The organism is Dokdonella sp. (assembly GCF_039926425.1).
Classification (GTDB): Bacteria; Pseudomonadota; Gammaproteobacteria; order Xanthomonadales; family Rhodanobacteraceae; genus Dokdonella_A.
Genome location: NZ_JBDSWZ010000071.1, coordinates 1 through 18,762 on the forward strand (window position 1 = coordinate 1; position 18,762 = coordinate 18,762).

Annotated in this window: 19 protein-coding genes; 9 read left to right on the forward strand and 10 right to left on the reverse strand. The window is 62.6% G+C overall.

Features of this window, described 5'->3' with window-relative positions:
* The coding region (locus ABIV12_RS04045) for an FAD-dependent protein (protein WP_348056490.1) at nt 1–1,227 on the forward strand (1,227 nt) is incomplete at its 5' end.
* A gap of 19 nt (nt 1,228–1,246) precedes the next feature.
* Here the strand turns inward: ABIV12_RS04045 and ABIV12_RS04050 are convergent.
* The 3 genes from ABIV12_RS04050 to ABIV12_RS04060 all read right to left on the reverse strand — a co-directional run bounded on the left by ABIV12_RS04050 (nt 1,247) and on the right by ABIV12_RS04060 (nt 2,306).
* Nucleotides 1,247–1,636 carry an MAPEG family protein gene (locus tag ABIV12_RS04050; protein ID WP_348056492.1) on the reverse strand — a complete coding sequence of 130 codons (390 nt, stop codon included), beginning with the start codon at nt 1,634–1,636 and terminating at the stop codon, nt 1,247–1,249.
* 87 nt (nt 1,637–1,723) lie between these two features.
* On the reverse strand, nt 1,724–1,930 hold the full coding sequence (locus tag ABIV12_RS04055; RefSeq protein WP_348056494.1) for a hypothetical protein: 207 nt from the start codon (nt 1,928–1,930) through the stop codon (nt 1,724–1,726).
* 106 nt (nt 1,931–2,036) lie between these two features.
* Nucleotides 2,037–2,306, reverse strand: a complete 270-nt coding sequence (locus tag ABIV12_RS04060) for a hypothetical protein (RefSeq protein ID WP_348056496.1) — start codon at nt 2,304–2,306, stop codon at nt 2,037–2,039.
* 492 nt (nt 2,307–2,798) lie between these two features.
* Between ABIV12_RS04060 and ABIV12_RS04065 the strand changes: the two genes are divergently transcribed.
* Both ABIV12_RS04065 and ABIV12_RS04070 read left to right on the forward strand, forming a co-directional pair.
* On the forward strand, nt 2,799–3,416 hold the full coding sequence (locus ABIV12_RS04065; RefSeq protein ID WP_348056498.1) for an alpha/beta hydrolase-fold protein: 618 nt from the start codon (nt 2,799–2,801) through the stop codon (nt 3,414–3,416).
* 99 nt (nt 3,417–3,515) lie between these two features.
* The gene (locus tag ABIV12_RS04070; RefSeq protein ID WP_348056500.1) at nt 3,516–3,944 is read left to right on the forward strand and encodes a GFA family protein; all 429 of its coding nucleotides are present in this window, start codon (nt 3,516–3,518) and stop codon (nt 3,942–3,944) included.
* Between the two features lie 76 nt (nt 3,945–4,020).
* Here ABIV12_RS04070 and ABIV12_RS04075 read toward each other — a convergent pair whose 3' ends face one another.
* On the reverse strand, nt 4,021–5,163 hold the full coding sequence (locus tag ABIV12_RS04075) for a PHB depolymerase family esterase (protein WP_348056502.1): 1,143 nt from the start codon (nt 5,161–5,163) through the stop codon (nt 4,021–4,023).
* A gap of 253 nt (nt 5,164–5,416) precedes the next feature.
* Nucleotides 5,417–5,986 carry a rhomboid family intramembrane serine protease gene (locus ABIV12_RS04080; protein ID WP_348056504.1) on the reverse strand — a complete coding sequence of 190 codons (570 nt, stop codon included), beginning with the start codon at nt 5,984–5,986 and terminating at the stop codon, nt 5,417–5,419.
* A 275-nt stretch (nt 5,987–6,261) separates the two neighbouring features.
* On the opposite strand from ABIV12_RS04080, the gene ABIV12_RS04085 reads away from it, so the two are divergent.
* A complete protein-coding gene (locus tag ABIV12_RS04085) occupies nt 6,262–7,200 on the forward strand; it encodes a PhzF family phenazine biosynthesis protein (protein ID WP_348056506.1) in 939 nt (312 codons plus the stop codon).
* Nucleotides 7,201–7,225: 25 nt separating this feature from the next.
* Here ABIV12_RS04085 and ABIV12_RS04090 read toward each other — a convergent pair whose 3' ends face one another.
* From ABIV12_RS04090 to ABIV12_RS04100, 3 genes are all read right to left on the reverse strand, one after another.
* Entirely contained in the window at nt 7,226–7,435 is a 210-nt protein-coding gene (locus ABIV12_RS04090; protein WP_348056508.1) for a cold-shock protein, read from the reverse strand.
* A 249-nt stretch (nt 7,436–7,684) separates the two neighbouring features.
* Complete coding sequence (locus ABIV12_RS04095; protein ID WP_348056510.1) at nt 7,685–8,359, reverse strand: DUF1345 domain-containing protein; 675 nt, start codon at nt 8,357–8,359, stop codon at nt 7,685–7,687.
* A 107-nt stretch (nt 8,360–8,466) separates the two neighbouring features.
* Nucleotides 8,467–8,649, reverse strand: a complete 183-nt coding sequence (locus ABIV12_RS04100; protein ID WP_348056512.1) for a 30S ribosomal protein THX — start codon at nt 8,647–8,649, stop codon at nt 8,467–8,469.
* A 233-nt stretch (nt 8,650–8,882) separates the two neighbouring features.
* On the opposite strand from ABIV12_RS04100, the gene ABIV12_RS04105 reads away from it, so the two are divergent.
* Together ABIV12_RS04105 and ABIV12_RS04110 are read left to right on the forward strand one after the other, a co-directional pair.
* Nucleotides 8,883–9,452: an ECF-type sigma factor gene (locus ABIV12_RS04105; protein WP_348056514.1), complete on the forward strand. Its 570-nt coding sequence runs from the start codon at nt 8,883–8,885 to the stop codon at nt 9,450–9,452.
* Nucleotides 9,453–9,509: 57 nt separating this feature from the next.
* Nucleotides 9,510–12,401 carry a serine/threonine-protein kinase gene (locus ABIV12_RS04110; RefSeq protein ID WP_348056516.1) on the forward strand — a complete coding sequence of 964 codons (2,892 nt, stop codon included), beginning with the start codon at nt 9,510–9,512 and terminating at the stop codon, nt 12,399–12,401.
* 112 nt (nt 12,402–12,513) lie between these two features.
* Here ABIV12_RS04110 and ABIV12_RS04115 read toward each other — a convergent pair whose 3' ends face one another.
* Both ABIV12_RS04115 and ABIV12_RS04120 read right to left on the reverse strand, forming a co-directional pair.
* Complete coding sequence (locus ABIV12_RS04115; RefSeq protein ID WP_348056518.1) at nt 12,514–13,449, reverse strand: cation diffusion facilitator family transporter; 936 nt, start codon at nt 13,447–13,449, stop codon at nt 12,514–12,516.
* 101 nt (nt 13,450–13,550) lie between these two features.
* Entirely contained in the window at nt 13,551–13,973 is a 423-nt protein-coding gene (locus tag ABIV12_RS04120) for a MerC domain-containing protein (protein ID WP_348056520.1), read from the reverse strand.
* 148 nt (nt 13,974–14,121) lie between these two features.
* Here ABIV12_RS04120 and ABIV12_RS04125 point away from each other — a divergent pair, with 148 nt between their 5' ends.
* The 3 genes from ABIV12_RS04125 to ABIV12_RS04135 all read left to right on the forward strand — a co-directional run.
* Nucleotides 14,122–16,311: a TonB-dependent receptor gene (locus ABIV12_RS04125; RefSeq protein WP_348056522.1), complete on the forward strand. Its 2,190-nt coding sequence runs from the start codon at nt 14,122–14,124 to the stop codon at nt 16,309–16,311.
* A gap of 269 nt (nt 16,312–16,580) precedes the next feature.
* The gene (locus ABIV12_RS04130; protein WP_348056524.1) at nt 16,581–17,573 is read left to right on the forward strand and encodes a LacI family DNA-binding transcriptional regulator; all 993 of its coding nucleotides are present in this window, start codon (nt 16,581–16,583) and stop codon (nt 17,571–17,573) included.
* Nucleotides 17,574–17,641: 68 nt separating this feature from the next.
* The coding region (locus ABIV12_RS04135) for a carboxypeptidase-like regulatory domain-containing protein (protein ID WP_348056526.1) at nt 17,642–18,762 on the forward strand (1,121 nt) is incomplete at its 3' end.

Here is an 18,762-nt window from a genome sequence, read left to right on the forward strand (position 1 = left end):
GGAAAGGCAGTGCGCGAACGAACGGTCGACACGTTTGGGTTGTGGCGCAAGCGCGAACTGGATCCGGAGTCGAATGTGCAATTCGGGGAAGGCGGCGCGGGCACGTTCTCCGACGGAAAGCTATACAGCCAGATTCGCGATCCGAGCCATCACGGGCACAAGGTGCTGACCGAGTTCGTCAAGGCGGGCGCTCCGGACGAAATCCTGTACGTGTCCAAACCACACATCGGCACGTTCCGCCTCGTCACGATGGTCGAACGCATGCGCGCGACAATCGAGTCGCTCGGCGGGACCATCCGCTTTGGGTGTCGCGTCGACGACCTGCTGATCGATGATGGACAGATGCGCGGTGTCGTTCTCGCCAGCGGCGAAGAGTTGCGCGCAGACCATGTCGTGCTCGGCGTTGGACACAGCGCGCGCGATACATTCGAGCGACTGCACGCGCGCGGTGTGTACATCGAAGCGAAGCCGTTCTCGGTTGGTTTCCGCATCGAACATCCGCAGTCGCTGATCGACCAGGCACGCTTTGGTTCGCAAGCCGGTCATCCGCTGCTTGGCGCGGCCGACTACAAACTCGTACATCACGCGCGCAATGGCCGTTCGGCGTACAGCTTCTGCATGTGCCCGGGCGGTACCGTGGTCGCCGCAGCATCCGAGCCCGGCCACGTCGTGACCAACGGCATGAGCCAGTATTCGCGCAACGAACGCAATGCAAATGCCGGCATCGTGGTTGGCATCACGCCAGAAGATTTCGCGCCGTACGGCGACGGAGTGCTTGCCGGCATCGCGCTGCAACGCCACTTCGAGGCACGCGCGTTCACGCTCGGCGGCGGAACCTACAACGCGCCAGGCCAGCTGGTTGGCGACTTCCTGGCAAGAAGGGCGTCGAGCTCTTTTCGAGCGGTGCTCCCGTCGTACACACCGGGCGTGCATCTGGGTGAGCTGGATACTGCGCTACCCGACTATGCGATTGCCGCGATCCGCGAGGCGCTACCCGCATTCGACCGGCAGATCCGGGGATTCGCGATGGCGGATGCGCTGCTCACCGGCGTCGAAACGCGAACGTCGTCGCCCATCCGGATCCGGCGCGGCGACGATTTCCAGAGCATCAACACCAGAGGACTTTATCCAGCCGGCGAAGGCGCCGGATACGCCGGCGGGATCCTTTCCGCTGCCGTGGACGGCATCAAGGTTGCGGAGGCGGTCGCTCTGTCCATCGCGCGATGAACGCGTGCAGATCGCGCGGTCAGAACAGCGCTTCGATGACCTGGAGCATGCCGTAAAAACCCGCAGCCCAGATCAGCGTGCGCAGATAGGGAATGCCCGCGGCATACACCGGCAGATATGCCACCCGAGCCCAGAAATAGATTTGCGCACCAAGAGCAGTCCACTCGGAGGTTTTCTGCGCAACCACCACCGCCAACACCGCGGCCGCGAAAAACACAAACGTCTCGAGGAAATTTCGCGATGCACGATCGACGCGCGCCGCGACGCCCACCAGCGGCTCTGCGACTCCGTCGCGCGAACTTGCGTTCCACCGAAGGCCACGCTGCATCGTCGCCAGCGCAGCAGCAAGGAGCACGTGGGCGATGCCAAGAGCCGTCGCCCACGCCAACATGCGGAGTTCAATCGTCATGAGGTTTCTTGTCCCATCGCAATGCCATGCAGGCTGAACACCGGTTGCGCTCGGCATCCCGGTTCGCATGCCAGCGATCCCGAGTGGTCACTCCCTTATCAGAAACATCGCCGTGCATAGAGCCAATCCGATTGTGTAGAGCAGCCAGGTCTGGTCGACGAAATACGGATAGACCATCATCGCAACGGCGATTCCAGCCATTTTCCAGCGTCCCTGCTGTCGCGCATAGCCGAACATCGCGAAACCGACCACGCTGAAAACGATCAGGGCGAACAGATTGGCTGGGCTCGGCATACCTGATCGATGGTACAGCGATTGCCCCCGCAGCCAAACCACCAGTGACGACTGGACTCTGCGTCCACGGAGTCACTGCGATCGGTGCAACCTCCCCTGGCCCGATCTATTCCTCGACGGCGGCCGGCTGCATGGAAAGATGGATCTCCTCGAGGTCCGAAATGACCGCCTCGAGCGCGTCATGCAACTGCCCCTGGCGGTTCATCAGATCGTCGATCTTCGAGGTTTGCTTCAGGTTCGACAGCTCGCCGTCGAACAACATCCACGCTGCCGTCAGGCGTTCAACGTTGCCTTTCGAGTAATGCCGCATCTCCTTCAGCTGCAACAACGTATCTGCCACGTGATCGGCGGGCGTCTTGGCGATATCTTCGGACATGGTGAATCCCCTCAGGTGATCTCTTTCGAGAATGTCCTGATACTACCGACCGAAGCTGGCTGCCAGCGGAACGGCGAATTTCTGTTCGCGTCCGCGGTTGGCCCCGCCTCGCAGGGTCAGCATGATGCCCACCAATCACAATGCAGCCGTCCCCGAGTCGCCTTAAGTCTGTCGCGAGCGCAGTTACGGGCAGCGTTCACGCCGTCGTCATGCGACATTTGCTATTTCATCAGAGCTGCGCACGCGAGGAACGCATTGATGGCCACGAACCCGGTGATGTGCTTTGAAATTCATGCGCAAGAGCGGGCGCGCTCGCGTTCTTTTCTCGAAGTAGCCCGACATTGGATTCCATCCAACGCTGGTCAGGGGATCCGATTGTTGGCCGTTGCAATGGCGCTTTGGTTGACGGCATGCGCGACTGGCGGCGACGTCACCCGCCCGATTCCAACAGCGGATTTCCCGGCACCTGCCGCCGTGCGACGGACCGTCGTCATGCTGCCGGGACGCGGCGATGACCTTCAATCGATGCAGCGCCTCAATGTCGCCCAGACCATCCAGAGTGCATGGCCCGATGCGGATGTCGTCCTGACCGGTCTCACGATGCCGTTCTACCGTCAGGGCCATGCGACTCAGCGACTGCATGACGAAGTGATCGAACCTGTGCGTGCGAGGCATCGCGGCCAAATCTGGATTGCCGGCATTTCGCTCGGCGGCATGGGGGCGGTGCTTTACGAGCGCGAGTACCCCGGACAGATCGATGGACTGCTGCTCTTCTCACCCTATCTCGGCGACGATCCCATCCAGAACGAGATCCGCAGTGCGGGCGGCCTGGCATCCTGGAATGCCGGCCCGCCGCAAGCGGTGTCCTCGGAAACGTTCCAGCACGAGCTGTGGCGCACGCTCAAGCGATGGTCCGACGAGCCGGAGCGGGCACGCACAGTGTGGCTGGCCTATGGCGACAACGAACCCTTTCGTGTGCCGATTGAACTGATGAGTCCGCAACTTTCGGCCGACCATGTGATGATGCTTCCTGGCCGGCACGACTGGTCGTTGTGGACGCCGGCGATTGGAAAATTGCTCGCGCGCGTGTCGTCCGCGTCGAAGCCATGAATTGGCGACACAGATTTCGCGATCCATGCGGCGTCACGAACGGTTGCGAGTCTGCGGCACTCGCGCCTCCCCTGAAGCGACCAACCAGCGAGGTTCATCATGACGACAACACATAGCGGCAGCTGCTTCTGCGGAACAGTCCAGCTCGAAGTCACCGGTGCGCCGGAAGCGATGGGCTATTGCCACTGCGAATCGTGCCGCTCCTGGTCAGCGGGTCCAGTCAACGCATTCACGCTGTGGAAGCCGGAGAACGTCAAGGTCACGAAGGGTGCGGACTCGATCGGACAGTTTGCCAAGAACCCGAGCAGCGAACGCAAGTTCTGCACGAAGTGCGGCGGTCACGTGATGACCGATCATCCGGGGTTTGGCCTGGTCGACGTGTATGCCGCGACGATTCCCGGGGTGGCATTCGAAGCGGGCGTGCACGTCAATTACAGCGAAACGGTCCTCCGCATGCACGACGGACTTCCCAAGCTGAAGGACTTTCCCAAGGAGCTTGGCGGATCGGGTGAAGCGGTACCGGAATGAAATCGATGCGGGGGGCGGATCCGGCATTCCAGCCGCCCCACCCTCCATCGTTTCGCCAGCTTGCGCTCGCGTGTTTCTAGCGTGCAGGACTGCTGCCGATTCGGGTGAAAAAATCCACCATCAATTGCGATGCGTCCGGTCCGTCTGCCACAGCGTACGTACCGCGCGCATCGCCGCCCGACCAGGCATGGCCGGCGCCGGGAATCGTCCACTGCTCAATGAGCACCTCGCCGTTCGCCGTCGCAAATCGTGAGCAATCGGACGTTGGACCGCGGACAGCGGTTGCCCCTAAAGGCCGTCCGCGATCTGCATACGCCTTCGCCCACTGCGCGACGAGCGCGTCGCTGTTCGCCGGCACGACCGTCGTGTCCCGGTTGCCATGAATTGCAATGCCCGGACGGGGTTGGGCTGAATCGTTCGACGTGTTCCCCGGTCGCGATCTTGTCGAGCGCGGCTGGCCCGACATCGCCGCCATCGCCGACGGCACGTTGTCCGCGCATCCATAGGGCAAACCGGAGTGGGATCCCACCGCTGCAAACACGTCGGGATAGGTTCTTCCGAGGATCACCGCCATTGCCGCGCCAGCGGAAAGGCCGGCCACGAACACGCGCGCCGGGTCGATCGCATGGTCAGCCACGATCTTGCGCGTGAGGTCGGCGATGATCGATGGCTCACCAGCGTCGCGATGCTGGTCTTCCGCACGAAACCACTGCCAGCAGCGATTGAAATTCGCAGACGCCGACTGGATTGGATACAAGACATGAAAGCCGCCGCGTTCGGCCAGCGCGTTCATCCGGGTTCCGATCGCGAAGTCATCGGCGTCCTGCGTGCATCCATGCAACATGACGATCAACGAAGTGGACGTTCGGCTCGACGCGTCTGCAGGACTCCACAACTTGTAGCTTCGCAAGCCGGACGCATTGGCGAACACGCCTGCTTCGAATCTTGCAGACCGTGCCGACCTGTGTGACTCCGCTTGGGCGACCTGCGGTTCGTCCGTCGTCGACGTCGCATCGTCGTGCACCGTCCGGCCGGACGATCGTTGGCTCGAAAAGTCGGATGTGTCCCGGTCGATGATCTCGAACTCGACATCGATCGGAGACTGCCGTGACTCGTCTCGGCCCGTCAGCGCTCCTTTGATGAGCTTTGTCGCCTCAGTCACCTTGCCTGCGCGCACCAGACGCAGAGCGTCGCGCATCGGCAGTTTGAGCATTGTCATCTGGAACACCTTTTCTTGATGGAGGCGGCTGGTCGACCGCACAGCGACCCACTCGACGGCGCGATGGGTGAAGCCGAGCGATGGCGTCGCACGTCGCGACGGTCCGGCAAGTTATTCCTCCACCCGACAACCTACGATGAAGGAATTCGCGCAGAGGGCGTGAGCGTCGCTTGCTCGCGACCGTTTGTCACGACTCGGCGGGATTGATCACGCGCGTCCGCGACGACACTGCAGTCCCTGCCTTTCCGGGTGCTCAGCCAAATCTCTGGAACGTCGGATGGACCAGCAACTGGAAGAAGCGCGGCAGTACCGCCGGTTCGATCAGTACCGGAAACAGCATCCCGTAGACCGCGCCCCACAGATGCGCGCTGTGGTTGATGCGGTCGGATGCGCGACGATCCATGTAGAAGGTATAAGCGAGATACAGCACTGCGTAGATCACCGCAGGAATCGGCAGCACGAAAACGTAGATCGTCGCCCACGGCTGCAATACGATGAAAGCGAACAACACCGCCGAAACGGCGCCTGATGCGCCGAGGCTTCGATACGCCGGATCGTTCCGGTGATTGAGGTAACTTGGCAGGCTCGACACCACCAGTCCGACGACATAGAACAGCGCATAGCCAATCGCGCCGATGCGTGTTGCCAGAAACGGTTCCACCAGACGCCCGAAAAAATACAGCGTGATCATGTTGAAGATCAGGTGCTGCGGATCGGCGTGGATCAACCCGCAGGTCGCAAGGCGCCAGTATTCCTTTGCGCGTGTGATGGCCGGCGGCCACAGGATCAGTCGATCGATGAGCTGCGCATTCGAAAATGCCATGAACGAGATGACGCAAGTGATGGCGATGATGACGAAATTGACGGTCAACACGGACGAAGTGTTCCTTGGCAGTGGAAAGGGAAAAGAAGTGACGCAGTCATCGCGGCTCTTGTAGACGGCCCTGCCGCGCCGGCTCGTCAACGGAATCGCGAGCCGGGCCTGGTTCGCTACGGAGAAACCCTCTTCATGTCGGGTGGCGAGCATGCCATGCCCCATCGCTCGCCGCATGCGGAACGCGACGGTATGATCCATGTCCCTTCATCACACGACGCCGTATGACCCGCTTTCCGCACTATCTGCAAGTCGATGTGTTTTCCCACAGCGCCGGAGGCGGAAACCCGCTGGGCGTCGTCGTCGATCCGCAGGGATGGAGCGATGGGGACATGCAGACGTTCGCTGCGTGGACTGGCCTGGTCGAAACGACCTTCGTGTTCGCGCCGTCGAACCCCGACGCGAGTTATCTCCTGCGCATCTTTACGCCCACGCGCGAGATTCCGTTTGCCGGCCACCCGACGATCGGCAGCGCCCACGCTGTGCTCGAGACGCAATTCGCACCGCTGCGGGATGGTGGGCTCGTGCAGGAATGCCGCGCCGGTCTGCTGCCGATCCGCGTCGAGCACGACGCGCGAATTCAGCAGTTGTTCGTGCAGGCACCGCCTGCGCGCGTCATCCGCGAGGGAACCGACGGCGAACCGCTGCTCAAAACGCTGCTAAACGATATCGAACCCGGTGCGTTGCCCCCGGCATTCGTCGAGGGTGGCCGCCGCTGGTGGGTGACCGAATTTGCAACGGAAGCCGCGCTCCGAGCCTGGGCACCGGACCATGCCACCATCGCGGAACTGGCCCGTACCACGGACTGCCTCGGATTGTGCGCATTCGCGCGTGCTGCCCGAACGACCGACGACGACCCCGGATACGATCTCGTGGTGCGCGCGTTTCCGGCGGGCGTCGGTATCGTCGAAGATCCCGCCTCCGGTGCAGCGAATGGCCTGATTGCCGCGTGGATCGGATTGCGTGAACCCAACGGGCCGCTGGCGCGCGGTTACCGGGTCAGCCAGGGACGCGAAATCGGGCGCGATGCATCGATCGTGATCCGAATCGATGGGCAACACGTCTGGGTCGGAGGTCGATCCCACACGATTGTCCGCGGGACCACCGAATGGCCGGCGTCCGACCCCATGAAAAAACCCCGGACGTCGCCGCCCGGGGTTTGATGTCCCAGCACGCTCGCGCGTGGGATCAGATCACCTGGACCTGATCAGCCTGCATGCCCTTCTGGCCCTGCACGGCGACGAAGCTGACGCGCTGTCCTTCCTGCAACGACTTGAAGCCGCTGCCCTGGATCGCGCGGAAATGCACGAACAGGTCGGGACCGCTTTCCGGGGTGATGAAGCCGAAACCCTTTGCGTCGTTGAACCACTTGACCGTACCGTTCTGACGATTCGACATCTTTGAAACTCCTGAAACTGATTGATGAAATCACGGCCGGAATCATCCGTACCGAGACTGGATTGCAGGGAGCTTGCGAGGCGAAGCGATGGAGCGGATCGTCAGATCAACTGCATCAGGCCACGGTTCAAAGTGACCCTTGCAAACACAGTGCGAACGACTATACGCCCAAAATTTGGAGAACGCTAATTTTTCGTTGAAGCGCAACTGGACGGCTTTCGAGGCCTGTATTTCGGCTTCCGCCCCGCCTCATGCCTTGCCTGCGACGACGTTGACGGTGATCGCGATGATGATCACGTTGAAGAAGAAGGCGATCATGCTCTGGATCAAAACCGCGCGCCGCAGACTGCGGTCGACGATCTGCACGTCGGACACCTGAAAGGTCATTCCGATGACGATCGCGAAGTACGCGAAGTCCCAGTAATCCGGGTCTTCGGCGCCCGGAAACTGCAACCCGCCGCATTTTTTGGCGAGCATGTCGTCGCCGTAGTAGACGTGCGCGTAGTGGACCGCGAACATCGCATTCATGAAGAGCCACGACAGCATCAACGTGCTGGCGGCAAGCAGGATTTCCGGCAATCCCCCGCCGTTCGCCGCATGGAGCTCCAGCCCCAGTGCGACGAGCACGATCGTCGAGAGCGACACGCCGGTGAGAAGAATACCGTATCGTCCCTGGTCTTCTTCGCGCGCGCGCGCGCGGATTGCCGCGTTGCTCGCCCCCGCGAACATGTGCCCGAGCATTGCGAGAAACGCGAGGGCCGACGCATCGAACGCGAGCAGCAGCGATCGGCCAGCGGGCACCTTGAGGAACTCCAGCGCCCCGAACAGGACGACGAACAAGCCTACCGCGATATGGAATCGCGGCCGCTGGCGAATACGCCTCGTCCACCCGCTACGGTCGGATTTGCGCGATTTTGCAGCCATGTGCGGTCGATCGGTGTCGGTTCAACGCGATTCGCGTGGCATGCACCGCGCGATTGCATGCGGCCGGCAGCGCCGCGCGTGGCGACGCTCCCGCCCGGCAACCTGCGTCAGGCGGACTTTTTCGCTGCGGCCTTCTTCACCGGCGCCGCCTTTTTCACGGCGGGCTTGGCAACCGTCTTCGCGACGGCGGGCTTTGCACCGGCTTCCTTCTTCTCCGCGTGCGGACGGGCATTGCCGTAGCTGCGGATCGAGATCTTGCCTTTCTTGGTCTTGCGGTCGCCTCTGCCCATGACTGCTCTTTATTCGCGGATGTGGATTGGGCGCGCAGGATAGCAGCCTGTGGGGGCTATGCAAGAAAAGAGGCCATTCCCCTGTTGCGCTGTCTCCCGGGAGGCCATGCTCAAGGCGCGGGTGCCGAGCGGAAAACTGCCTCGGCGCAACGCATCCGACCGATGCAGCCGTCCGGATTCGACCCGGCCACCGCTCGTCTATACTCGCCTCGAGGCGATAGCGGACCGGGTGAATGACGAGTGGCGATGTCACGGCACTGATCGAGGCGGCTGGCAGCGGCGATGGCAAAGCCGTGCAGGCGCTGTTCGAGAAGGTGTACAACGAATTGAAGGTCCTTGCCCGCAAGCAGCTTGCCGCGTCCTACGGGCACACGCTCAACACAACCGGCCTGGTGCATGAGACGTATCTAAAGCTCGCGCGGCCCGAGGGCCACCTGCTGCACAGCCGACGGCACTTCTTCGCGCTCGCGGCGAAAGCCATGCGGCAGATCGCGATCGACCATGCACGAGCGCGCATCACGGAAAAGCGCGGCGGCGAAAACCTGCAGATGGTCGAGATCAGTGAGGCGATCGATGTCGCCGACCAGGAACTCGGGCCCGACGAACTGTTGCGCCTGGACAGCGCACTGACCCAGCTTGGCATTGAGGATCCGCGGCTGGCCGAACTGGTGGAAATGCGCTTCTTCGCCGATCTCGATATCGGCGACATCGCGACGTTGCAGGGAGTGAGCGAACGCACGCTCAACCGCAACTGGCGCCGCGCGAAAGCGCTGCTCTATGCAGCCCTGCATCCGACGGCGTAATCAGGGCCTCTTTCACGTAAGAAAAGGGAACCGATGGATTTCCTGCGAGAAGGCGCAATGAGCCGCCAACGCGTTTCTGAATTGTTCGATCAGGCAGTGGAGATGCCACTCGACGAACGCGAGGCTTGGGTTGCCGCCGCCTGCGCGGACGACCACGAGCTGCGCTCACGGGTTTCCCTCCTCTTGCAGGCCGACGCGCTGGCCGCGGGATTCCTCGAGAAATCACCGGCAAACACGAACGGCTTGGGCAACCCGGATACGGCCGCCGACGCTCCACCCCTCCAGTTCGGGCCATACCGGGTCTTGCGGCGCATCGGGGTCGGAGGAATGGGAGACGTGTGGCTCGCCGAGCGCAGCGACGGGCATTTCGAGCACCGTGTCGCGGTCAAGCAGCTCGCCTACCCGACTCCCGGGCTTCTACAGCGGTTTCGCCAGGAACGCCAAATCCTCGCGCGCCTCGATCACGCGAACATCGCGCATCTGATCGACGGCGGTGTCGACGACGCCGGCTCGCCGTACCTCGTGATGGAATATGTCGAAGGCGTCACGATCACCGATCACGTGCGCACGCATGAGCTGGACCTGCGTGCGCGGCTGGAACTGTTTCTTGCGGTCTGCGACGGCGTGCAGTACGCGCATCAGAATCTGGTGGTACACCGCGACCTCAAGCCCTCGAACATCTTCGTGACGGCCGAGGGTGTACCGAAACTGCTGGACTTCGGCATTGCGAAAGTTCTCGCCGCGACGGATGAATCGGACCCGACGCAAACTCTCGCACGACTGCTCACGCCTGATTATGCAGCCCCGGAGCAGTTCGTCGGAGGTGCGGTGACGACGGCGACCGATGTGTATGCACTGGGTGTGTTGCTTTACGAGCTGCTGGCCGGCACGCGCCCGCCACGTTCCGGCTCAACCGGATCCGACCGAGCCGAGCCGGTGGGTCCCAGCGCGGCGCTCGATCGAACCACCGGACGCTTGCTTCGGCGCGCCTTGCGCGGCGATGTCGATCGCATTGTGCTCACCGCGCTCGCGCATGACCAGCACCGCCGCTATCAATCTGCCGAGGCGTTGGCCGCAGACATTCGACGCTACCTCGCCGGTCGGCCGATCGCTGCACGGGGCGACAGCCGCTGGTACCGCCTTCGCAAATTCGCGCGCCGCAATCGCTACGCCCTGTCGGCAGCACTGCTGGCATTCGGGATCAGCCTCGCGGCCGCGATCATCAGCTTTCATCAGGCGCACATCGCGCGCGAACAGGCACAACGAGCGCAAGCAGTCCGCAAATTTCTGGTGGGCGTGTTCGAACAGGCCAATCCCGACGAGAACCAGGGCCAGCCGTTCACCGCGAAGCAGTTGCTGGAGAAAGGCGAGCATCAGCTTGCAACCGCGGTCGACATGAACGTGGCGATCCGGGCTGAACTGACGGGATTGATCGGCAAGCTCTACACCAGCATCAGCGATGGTGTTGCGGCGAAGCGCTTGCTGGAACAGGCGCTCGCACTGAATCACGATCCTGGCGTTCCGGATGACGTGAAAGCACGCAATCTCCTGACGCAATCGTGGATGGAAATGGACATACGATTCCCGGCCAAGGCGCTTGCGTACGCGAAGGAAGCGCTTGCTTACGCAAGCACTTCCACCGACAACTCGATCGAACTGGCATCCGAAGCGCGCTATGCGATGGGTCTGGCGCACATGCGCAATGGCGATGCACCGCGCGCGGAAGCGATCGCACGCGAGTCGCTCGCCGCTGACCGCGTTTCCCTGGGAGAAAACCATGCGATCGTCGCGGGCGAATGGTCCTTGCTCGCGCATGCCCTCGATGAGCTCGGGCGTTACGAGGATTCGCGCCAGGCGTTCACCCACGCAATCGCAGCCTGGAAGCAGATCCGCAGCGGACCATCGCTCGACCTCGGCAGTGCGTACAACGACCTTGGTCTCATGCTCCTTCACTCGGGCGACCTCGCGGGTGCGGAGGCGGCGCAACGCGAAACTCTCGCGATCGCGGATCAATTGGCGCCGGAAAGCGACAATGCACGCAGTGCCCGATCAAACGTGATCCGCGCCATCGAGCTTCAGGGACGTTTTTCCGAGGCGTTGGCACAACGGATCGCACTGCGCGACGATACGCTCAGGAGAATAGGAACCACGCGACCCGATGCGCTTGCATTCGCCTGGAACTTCATCTCTGGCGACTACCGTGAACTGGGTCGCTTCGCGGAGTCGGAAGCTGCGGCGCGCGAGTCGCTGGCAATCTGGGCAAAGCACCAGGGGTCCAACGATACGCCTGACAGCGCGACTCCTCTGGCGAGCCTCGGCGGTACACTGATCCTCGACGGCCGGTACGAGGAGGCACAGGCGCTGCTGGCGCGGGCAGTGCTCATCCAGGAAAAGACTTCCTCGCCCTCGTCCCAGTGGCTCAACCTGTCGCGTGCCGGAGTTGGCACAGCCTTGCGCATGCAACATCGCTACGCCGATGCGCTGCGCGAGCTGACGAAAGCGTCCGAAGCGACGCGGACGAACGCCGGCGAATCCAATCCGTGGCTCGCCGGCTTGGAGGCGCAACTGAGCGAAGCGCAGCTTGACGCGGGTGACGCGCCTGCGGCCGCCGCAACGGCAGCAGCTGCGCTGGACGTCGATCGTCGCGTTCTGCCGGCGGGCAATTTCCGATTGCGGGCACCGCTGTTTTCCCTCGCTCGCGCAAAGCTGGCTCTCGGTCAGAACGCCGCCGCGGAAGCGCTGGCACGCGAGGCTCTTGCAGTCGCGAGCCCGCCGCATCCTCCCGGCGACCCGCGTGTGCTCGAAATCAAGGTCGCGCTGGTGAATGCGCTGCGCGCGCAGGAAAAGACCATGGAAGCGGATGCGCTCGCCGCCGAATTCCAGCCCGAACTCAACGCGCTTGCGTCACCTTATGCGGCTGATCTTCGCCTGCGCCTGGCCGCCAAATGATTGGTGCACGTATCGCTGGACTCTGCGCAGCGTTGCGACCTGTGGCGTGCGGGACCATGCCGCTTTGCAGGAATGGGACTGGCCCAGTGCACTGTCGCGGGCCGTTGCAGGACTAACCGCACGGACCGCTGATACACCGGCCGGATTCGACCTGCACAGTCGCATGGTCAATGCGGAACTGTTCACGCAGCACAGCGTGGATGCTGGCGAGCGCGCGATCAGTGTCGGTGCCGTCGAGCATCCGCGCATGCAACGTGGCAACGTAGCGTCCGCCGGCAAGTTGCCAGACATGCACATGGTGGACGTCCTCGAGGCCCTCGCAGCCGGCGCGCAAAGCGACGCCGACACGCTCGTCGTCGACTCCGGCCGGCGCGCCTTCGAGCAGGATGTGCGCCGATCGACGCAACAGGCGCCACGCGCTCCCAAGAATCAGCAGCGAAACCAGCACCGAAACCAGCGCGTCGGCCCACAGCCATCCGAACCAGCGGATCAGCAACGCGGCAGCAATCGCGCCGAGCGAGCCGAACAGGTCTCCGATGACGTGAAGGCGTGCGCTCGCGGTATTGAGATCGTCGTGATCGTGGCCAGACAGCGCGAACAGCACGACCGCATTCACCGCCAAGCCCACGACCGCGATTCCCAGCATTGTTCCTGACAGGATCGGCTGCGGAGCCTGCAGTCGCATCAATGCCTCGACCGCGATCCACGCGACCAGCACGAACTGCACCAGCGCATTGCTGTACCCCACCAGCACTTCAAGGCGCGCGTAACCGAAGGTCCGTCGCTCATCGGCCGGCCGCCGCGAATAACGCGCGCCCATCCACGCGAAGAGCAGCGCGGCTGCATCGACGAGCATATGGCCGGCATCCGCAAGTAGGGCCAGCGAGCCGGACAGCCATCCGCCCACTGCCTCCACCAGCAAGGCTGCGAGGGTCAGCGCAAACGCCGCCAGCAGTCGCCACTCGCGGCCTTGCTTGCTGGCGTTCCCGTGGCCATGGCCGTGATCGTCGCCGGGTTGATGCGTGTGCGGTGCGTGATCAGTGCTCATCGACTCGCCGTGTTGAGAACAGCGGCGATGCTAAGCAGGCGTCGTGCAGTTACACAATCACGCGGCTCACGACAGCAACCAATCGGGACATCGCACCGCGTTCAGTGGAGGCAGGCGGGACCGTGCACGTGTCCGTGCGCGAGGCGCAGGTTCATCAGGTGCGCACACGCCACCAGCGTCCCGCCGATCGCGACGAGAATCGAATGGAGAACAATGCTGCTGTCGAGGTCGACAAGGATGCCTGCAACGAGAAATCCGATGCCCGGTGCAAGAAACCAGAACGCCGAAAACCGCTGGTGACGGCGGAATCCAACGATCAGGGTCGTCAGCGCGAGCGCGCTCGCGAAAATGATGAACGCCCGCTCGAATCGATGATCCGCGAGGAAACTGAGTCCCAGCGCAGGCAGGATCGCGATCACCAACGGCAGCAGTGCACAGTGCACAGCGCACAGGAATGACGCGGTCGCGCCGAAGCGATCGGCGAAACGTGCAACGAGGGATGGGCGGGGTGCTGTGGTCGACATGGCGTTCTCTGCTGACGTTATAACATAACCGCCCTGAGGCGCGAGCGCGACGCCTGACGCCGTTGAACGTGACTTCAGGCATGGGGCGGGACCGATGATCGGTATGTTATAACATATCTCTCTTCTCTCCAACCCGCGTGGAATACCCATGAATCAAACCACTCTGGCACTCACCATCGTCGCCGCGCTCACTGGCATGGCGCAGGCAGCTCCGCCTGCCCCGCCGATGGCCTTAACCATGGACAGCACGGATTCCAAGCCAGGCACGGGCGAATCACGCAACGCGAAGTACACGGCGGCCAGCGATGACCCGACACTCGGCACGGTCAGCGTGGTGGGCAAGCTCGATCACGCGCGCAACCAGCTGTCGCCGGACATTGGAAGTAGTCAGTACCTGTTCGACCGCAGCTCGATCGCGCAGATGCCGCTCGGCGACTCGACCGGTCTCAACCAGCTGTTGTTGCGGGCGCCCGGTGTGGTGAACGACTCCTACGGTCAATTGCACGTACGCGGCGACCATGCCGACCTGCAGTACCGCATCAACGGCACCATCATTCCGGAAAGCATCAGCGGATTCGGCCAGGGACTGGACGTGCGCGTGATCGATTCGCTCTCGTTCCTCACCGGCGCCCTGCCCGCCCAGTATGGCTATCGCACCGCCGGCATCGTTGACATCACGACGAAGTCGGGTGCCGCCGGAAAGGACGGCGACTCCGTCGGTGGTAGCGTCGGACTGACCACCGGCTCATTCGGTACGGTAAATCCGTCGGCCGAGTTGTACGGCAGCAACGGCCCGTGGAGCGGTTTCGTCACCGTGAGCACTTTGCAGAGCGACATCGGCATCGAAAATCCAACCCCCGGGCGCGACGCGATCCACGACCGCACCCAGCAGGCACGCAGCTTCGGAATGCTGTCCTACGTGCTCGGCGATTCAACCCGGCTGTCCTTCATGTTTGGCACGACGCACAACCGGTTCCAGATCCCGAACAATCCCGGCCAGGAGCCCGCGTTCCAGCTTGGCGACGTGGCCGACTTTGATTCGGCACATCTCGACGAACGCCAGACGGAGCAGACGCGCTTCGGCGTTCTCGCGTTGCAGGGACTGCTCGGCGACACCAGCTACCAGGTGTCGTTCGGCCAGCGCTACACCAGCGTCGACTACCAGCCCGACCCGATCGGCGACCTGGTGTTCAACGGCGTCGCCGGCACGATCGGGCGAAGCAACCGCGCCAATACAGTCCAGGCCGACTTTTCAAATGCGATCGGGACCGCCCACACGCTGCGCTACGGCCTCTACGTCAGCGACGAAAACCCGGTCGCCAACAACACCTCGCTGGTGTTCCCGGCCGATGCCGACGGGAATCAGACAAGCACCACGCCGATCACCATCGTCGACAATGCCGCCCACATCTCCGCAAAGACCTACGGCCTCTACGTGCAGGACGAGTGGCAGGTCAGCGACCCGCTGACGATCAACTATGGCGTTCGTGCGGACAAGGTCGACGCCTACGTCAGCGAAGGACAAATCAGCCCTCGCCTCGGTGCGGTCTACCGCGTGAGTGACACGACCACACTGCACGCCGGCTACGCGCGGTATTTCACGCCGCCGCCGGCGGAACTCATCGCCCAGTCCGATATCGCGCTGTTCCAGGGCACCACCAATGCATTGCCGACCGACGTCAACGCAGAAACGAGATCCGAGCGCTCGCATTATTTCGATGCGGGCATCTCGCAGAAGTTCGGCAGCGACCTCACGCTCGGACTCGATGCGTACTATCGCAAGGTCGCCAACCTGCTCGACGAAGGCCAGTTCGGCTCGGCGCTGATCTTCTCGCCGTTCAACTACGCCCGCGGGAAGGTTCGCGGAGTCGAGTTCACCGCCAACTACGACCACGATGGCCTGTCTGCCTATTTCAATCTGTCGTCCAGCCGCGCGCAGGGCAAGCAGGTCGTGACCGGGCAGTACAACTTCGACCAGGACGAACTCGACTACATCGCGACGCACTGGGTGCACCTCGACCACGACCAGCGCCTGGCGTCCTCCGGCGGCGTCAGCTACCTGTGGAACGGCACGCGATTCGGCGCCGACTATCTCTACGGCTCGGGCCTTCGCGCGGGTTTCGCGAACAGCGAGCATCTGCCGCAGTACTACACCGTGAACCTCTCGGTCGACCACGCGTTCGACACGGCAGCCGTCGGAAAATTCGATGTGCGGCTCGCTGCAATCAACGTGACCGATCGGGTGTACGAGTTGCGCGATGGTTCCGGAATTGGCGTCGGCGCCCCGCAGTTCGGCGCGCGGCGCGGGCTGTATCTCGGACTCGAGAAAACGTTCTGAGGACGAGCGCGTGCACGGGTCGAAATCCGACTCGTGCGGCTACGACCCAAGCGTGCACGCGCTTCGCTCCGCCCAAGTCCCGTATCCGACGCGCTCGCTACGGACCAGACACCATCGTGACTGCGCGCCAACGCAGGTCACGATGCGAGCGGATGCGGCAGACCGCTGACGAATCCGCAGAGAAAAACCTGCTGTAACGCAGCATGACAATTTTTTAACTTCTGCGATGATGTAAACGATTACATCCTGTCAGGGGCGGCTTCGTGACGTTGGGCATCACTGTCAAGGACGTGGCCAAGGCCGCCGGCGTGTCCGTGGCGTCCGTTTCGCGTGCACTCAACGGTCACAAGAGCATGGCCGACGACACGCGCGAGCGCATTCTGGAATGCGCATCCCGCTTGCGCTACATGCCCAACGGCGCGGCACGCAGCCTGATCACCAGGCGCACCCATACCATTGGCGCGGTGCTGCCCGACCTGCACGGCGAATTCTTTTCCGAATTGATTCGCGGCATGGACAGTGCTGCTCGCGCGCACGGTTTGCATTTGCTGGTCTCCAGTTCGCATGGCTCGGCGTCGGAGGCCGGTGAAGTTCTGCGCGCTCTGCGCGGCCGTGTCGATGGCTTGCTGATCATGTCTCCTCACGCTGATGCGGACATGCTGGCGGACAATCTCCCGGTCGGACTTCCAACCGTGCTGATGAACACACGCGTCAGCGGCGAGACCTATCGCTCGATTTCAATCGACAACTACGGTGGCTCCGCGATGATGACCCGTCATCTGATCGAACGCGGACATCGGCGCATCGCGTTCATCGGCGGACCGGCCAACAATTTCGATGCGGACGAACGATTGCGCGGCTATCGCGACACGCTCGCCACGCTTCTCCCTGGGCAAGCGGAAATCGTCCTTGCCGGCGACTTCACCGAAGACGGCGGATACCGCGCCGGCAAGCACATCCGCAACCACGGTGAACTGCCGCAGGCCATCTTCGCAGCGAACGACATGATGGCAATCGGCTGCCTGTTCGCACTGGGCGAGCTCGGCATCAGCGTGCCGGACGACATCGCCCTCGCCGGCTTCGACGACATTCCGATCGCGCGGTTCGTGACACCGCCGCTGACAACCGTGCGGGTGAGCATTGCGGACCTCGGTCGCACTGCGCTCGATGAACTCGCACGGCAAATCGAACACACCGAACAGGAGACGGCACTGCCGTCTTCGCTCGGTTGCGAAATCGTCGTACGCCGATCAGGCGGCTGACAGACAGACGGATCTGCAGTTGATCCATCAAAAAAAACGGCATCCATCGATCCACTTGGGAGGGAGTCATGAACAGACAAACGTTGTTGAAGAAAAAACTGCTGGTCACGTTGATCACGACGGCGATCGCGTCAACCGGTTTCATGCCGTCGATCGTCTGGTCACAGTCGGCAGACGCCACGCTCCGCGGAAAGGCGCCCGCAAAGGCATCCGTGACCGCGAAGAACATTGCAACCGGAAGCGTCCGCCGTACCAATGCGGGTGACGACGGTTCGTACACGATCGTTGGTTTGCAACCGGGCACCTACCAGGTGGACGCGGGACCGGGTACCGAGCAGACGGTGACGTTGACCGTTGCCTCGACGGCCTCTCTGGACATTGGTGGTCCGGCCGTCACAAGCACCGCGACGACCACCCTCGAAGGTGTCGTGGTGACTGCGCAGACGCTGACTGAAGTGAAAACGTCCGAAGTGGGCGGCACGATCTCGCAACGCCAGATCCAGACCATCCCGCAGATCACCCGGAATTTTCTTGAATTTGCCGATACGATTCCGGGCGTCGCTTTCAGCGTCGACCAGAATGGCAACACGACGTTGCGCGGTGGCGGCCAGAATACCGGCGGCATCAATGTCTACGTCGACGGAGTCGGCCAGAAGAACTACGTGAAAGATCAGGGCGGAGCATCGGGACAGTTCTTCAGTCAGGGCAATCCATTCCCGCAGCTCGCCATCGGCGAGTACAAGGTCATCACGTCGAACTACAAGGCCGAGTACGACCAGGTCTCGAGCGCGGCGGTGACCGCCGAAACGAAATCGGGCACCAACGATTTCCACGGTGAAGTGTTCAACACGTTTACCGACGACGGACTCCGTTCGAAAACTCCTTCCGAACTCGCTGCCGGCAAGCAGGTGCCGTCCCAGGAAAAAGAATATGGCGTTGCACTGGGCGGCCCGATCATCCAGGACACGCTGCATTTCTTCTTCACCTATGAAGCGAAACGATTCGACACACCCGGTTCGGTCATCCCGGGCGTCGCCAACATCGGCGGCATCGATGTCCGATCGCTGCTACCCGCCGATGCCGTCGCGGAATTGGGACCGACAAACATTCCGTTCGCGGAGGATCTCTACTTCGGCAAAATCGATTGGGAGTTCTCGGACCGCGACCGGGTCGAGGTCAGCGCGAAAGT

Coding starts and splice junctions, on each gene's coding strand:
- ABIV12_RS04050 (WP_348056492.1), bottom strand. CDS start 1,636: ATGACGATTGAACTCCGCATGTTGGCGTGGGCGACGGCTCTTGGCATC.
- ABIV12_RS04055 (WP_348056494.1), bottom strand. CDS start 1,930: ATGCCGAGCCCAGCCAATCTGTTCGCCCTGATCGTTTTCAGCGTGGTC.
- ABIV12_RS04060 (WP_348056496.1), bottom strand. CDS start 2,306: ATGTCCGAAGATATCGCCAAGACGCCCGCCGATCACGTGGCAGATACG.
- ABIV12_RS04065 (WP_348056498.1), top strand. CDS start 2,799: ATGCTGCCGGGACGCGGCGATGACCTTCAATCGATGCAGCGCCTCAAT.
- ABIV12_RS04070 (WP_348056500.1), top strand. CDS start 3,516: ATGACGACAACACATAGCGGCAGCTGCTTCTGCGGAACAGTCCAGCTC.
- ABIV12_RS04075 (WP_348056502.1), bottom strand. CDS start 5,163: ATGACAATGCTCAAACTGCCGATGCGCGACGCTCTGCGTCTGGTGCGC.
- ABIV12_RS04080 (WP_348056504.1), bottom strand. CDS start 5,986: ATGGCATTTTCGAATGCGCAGCTCATCGATCGACTGATCCTGTGGCCG.
- ABIV12_RS04085 (WP_348056506.1), top strand. CDS start 6,262: ATGACCCGCTTTCCGCACTATCTGCAAGTCGATGTGTTTTCCCACAGC.
- ABIV12_RS04090 (WP_348056508.1), bottom strand. CDS start 7,435: ATGTCGAATCGTCAGAACGGTACGGTCAAGTGGTTCAACGACGCAAAG.
- ABIV12_RS04095 (WP_348056510.1), bottom strand. CDS start 8,359: ATGGCTGCAAAATCGCGCAAATCCGACCGTAGCGGGTGGACGAGGCGT.
- ABIV12_RS04100 (WP_348056512.1), bottom strand. CDS start 8,649: ATGGGCAGAGGCGACCGCAAGACCAAGAAAGGCAAGATCTCGATCCGC.
- ABIV12_RS04105 (WP_348056514.1), top strand. CDS start 8,883: ATGACGAGTGGCGATGTCACGGCACTGATCGAGGCGGCTGGCAGCGGC.
- ABIV12_RS04110 (WP_348056516.1), top strand. CDS start 9,510: ATGAGCCGCCAACGCGTTTCTGAATTGTTCGATCAGGCAGTGGAGATG.
- ABIV12_RS04115 (WP_348056518.1), bottom strand. CDS start 13,449: ATGAGCACTGATCACGCACCGCACACGCATCAACCCGGCGACGATCAC.
- ABIV12_RS04120 (WP_348056520.1), bottom strand. CDS start 13,973: ATGTCGACCACAGCACCCCGCCCATCCCTCGTTGCACGTTTCGCCGAT.
- ABIV12_RS04125 (WP_348056522.1), top strand. CDS start 14,122: ATGAATCAAACCACTCTGGCACTCACCATCGTCGCCGCGCTCACTGGC.